5 protein-coding genes are annotated in these 2,324 nt (G+C 59.0%); 4 read left to right on the forward strand and 1 reads right to left on the reverse strand.

Annotated elements, in window-relative coordinates:
- Positions 1–714, reverse strand: a 714-nt coding sequence (locus WB528_RS20215) for a transglutaminase-like domain-containing protein (protein ID WP_423890179.1), incomplete at its 3' end; no start/stop codon positions are given.
- Positions 715–1,061: 347 nt separating this feature from the next.
- Between WB528_RS20215 and WB528_RS20220 the strand changes: the two genes are divergently transcribed.
- From WB528_RS20220 to WB528_RS20235, 4 genes are all read left to right on the forward strand, one after another.
- Positions 1,062–1,328: a hypothetical protein gene (locus WB528_RS20220; RefSeq protein ID WP_423890180.1), complete on the forward strand. Its 267-nt coding sequence runs from the start codon at positions 1,062–1,064 to the stop codon at positions 1,326–1,328.
- Complete coding sequence (locus WB528_RS20225) at positions 1,321–1,617, forward strand: hypothetical protein (protein WP_423890181.1); 297 nt, start codon at positions 1,321–1,323, stop codon at positions 1,615–1,617. The genes WB528_RS20220 and WB528_RS20225 overlap by 8 nt, the downstream gene beginning before the upstream one ends.
- 79 nt (positions 1,618–1,696) lie before the next feature.
- Positions 1,697–1,891, forward strand: a complete 195-nt coding sequence (locus WB528_RS20230) for a hypothetical protein (protein ID WP_423890182.1) — start codon at positions 1,697–1,699, stop codon at positions 1,889–1,891.
- A gap of 20 nt (positions 1,892–1,911) precedes the next feature.
- A complete protein-coding gene (locus WB528_RS20235) occupies positions 1,912–2,190 on the forward strand; it encodes a DUF1488 domain-containing protein (protein ID WP_423890183.1) in 279 nt (92 codons plus the stop codon).
- Positions 2,191–2,324 lie beyond the last annotated feature (134 nt).

Here is a 2,324-nt window from a genome sequence, read left to right on the forward strand (position 1 = left end):
GGCAATCAGGACACGGCCGATTCGCGGAATGTTGTTGCGCGCATCGAACGTGTACCAGTGACCGCCAATATAGGCCTCGAACCAACCGGCAAAATCCCCTGCGGCGTAGGGAGGCGGCATGCCGATATCGCCGAGATAGCCGGTGCAATATCGCGCGGGGATGTTCATGCAGCGGCAGAACGTGATGGCGAGGTGCGCGTAATCGCGACAGACGCCCTTGCCCTCATCGAAGGCTTCCCATGCAGTCTTGGTCGAGCGCGCATGTTCGTACCCGAATGCGATGTGGTGATGGACGAAATCGCAAATCGCTTGCACCCGCGTCCAGCCAGGCATCGTTTTCTCGAACAGTTTCCAGGCAATATCGGAAAGCCGGTCGGTTTCGCAGTAGCGGCTGCCAAGCAGATAGACGATGGTATCCGCGGGAAGGTCCTCCACCGCGTGCTGCGTGGCTGTCGGCACGGTCGCGTCGGGCAACCCGCTATCCCGGACGACACCATCGGCCGCAAGGCGTACCCTGCCGGCAGGAGCAACGATACGGCTGCACCAGTTGCCGAAGCCGTCGCGATAGGGTGTGATCGGCACTGAAGGGCTGATGGTCAGGTAGTCTGGCTCGATGATGTCGGAGGCTCTTGAAAAATGCGTACCGACCACCGCGATCAGGGGCGTCGGCTGGGGAAAGTCGTAGATCATCTCGAAGCCGACACGAATCTTCATACGGAGCACCAGATCCAGCTACTTGCGCACATGGGAATTGGACGCCGCCTTCGTCTCGAAGCCCTGCTGTTGTGCGACTTCGAAGCGGCCGTTGAACAGCAGTTAAATGCGTAGATGCGGGGCTTGCCCGGGGGTCGTTTTCAGGGGTTTTTACCTGCGGATTGCCGGAAAATGCCCGAACATACCTGAAAAGGTGGCTACCAAGGCGGCCGAATACAAGGCAAACCGCGGCGATTTGGCCGACACCGCTACTAGAAAGCGATAGCTATTCGGCCCCAAAGGGCGCATGGTGAATTTATGCACAACCGTAGGGTCGGACGAGGGTCGTTGACGACGACTGTCGCGGCATGACCACACGCTCGCGGCGTGAAACCGTCACGTTTCAACACCAGTTCCGGATCAGAGGCATCGACCGCCTGCTGCCTCCGGGGTCATATGAGGTCATCACCGACGAGGAGATGATCGAAGGGCTGTCGTTCCCGGCGTTCCGCCGGGTCGCTACCATGATCATGGTGCCGGCGGCGGGGCAGAACTCGGCGATGGAAATGGTTTCCATCGGCTCGGTTGATTTATCCGACGCTCAGCGCCTGGATGCGAGCGCGCCGCATGAATGACAAGCCGCTCGATCTCGATAGTCATCGGGGTATGGCCGCGCAAAAAGCCACTGACATAAGGCGAGCGCTTGCCGAGGTCGAAAACAACGCAACGCAATTGCGCGAGCGGCAAGCGGTGCTCGAAACCCAACTCCTGTCGGTTCAGGCTACGTCCTGGCCGGAGGCCGCCGCCAAGGCGCGCTACGTCTTGAGTTTGTATACCGCGGAGCTGGCTCCCGGAGATGCCCATCATCGCGATCTTGTCGCCGCGATATTTGCTGATTTTGCCCGGCTCACCGACAAGAGCTGAGCAAATTATCGTTTCCGAATGGTCGGAGACTCCTCCGCGCGATCAAAGATCGAGCGCCAATCTGAAAGTAGTGAAATCCATGCAAAATCTCTCGCCGCGTCACGTCAGGACGGAGGAGTCGCTTCGGCTTGGCGTCGTATCCGGCTGGTACAGCACGAAAGTGAGCGGAACGTTCGTCTCCGGGCCGCACGATTCCGAGGCCGATTGTCTTCGCAGGATTGCGGAGATCGATCCGCCGCCGCCCAAGGTCAAAAGAGTAGCGCCGGCTGCGTAACTATCCGGGAGGCACATCAAATGGCACTGACACGCGGAAGCTTCGGCGGTTACGAATTCGATCGCATGGTGGTGCTGTTTTCGATGGTTGACGGCCAAAGGGAAATACCCTGCGCCGTCAGCACGTCTGCCATGGACGATCTGGAAAAGCAGGAGCGGACCAAGCCCGAACAGCGCGAGGGGCAGTTCATGCGATTGCGCGACCAGATTGAAGAACGTGCCGCTCAAAAATTTATCGCAAGGGAATTCGAGGGCACGCCGCCCGGCATCATCTTGCGCAGTCTGGATTTCAGAAAATGACAGATAGCAAAGCGGCTCGCGATCCATCGGCTTTGTTGAGCACCGAAGAGTTTGCTTCGTTGCGTGAAGTCGGCAAAGGCGATGCCCAGGGCGATATTCCCCAGTTGCATTGGGAACGGCTTGTTGCCCTGGGT

The organism is Bradyrhizobium sp., assembly GCF_049586575.1.
Lineage (GTDB): Bacteria > Pseudomonadota > Alphaproteobacteria > Rhizobiales > Xanthobacteraceae > Bradyrhizobium.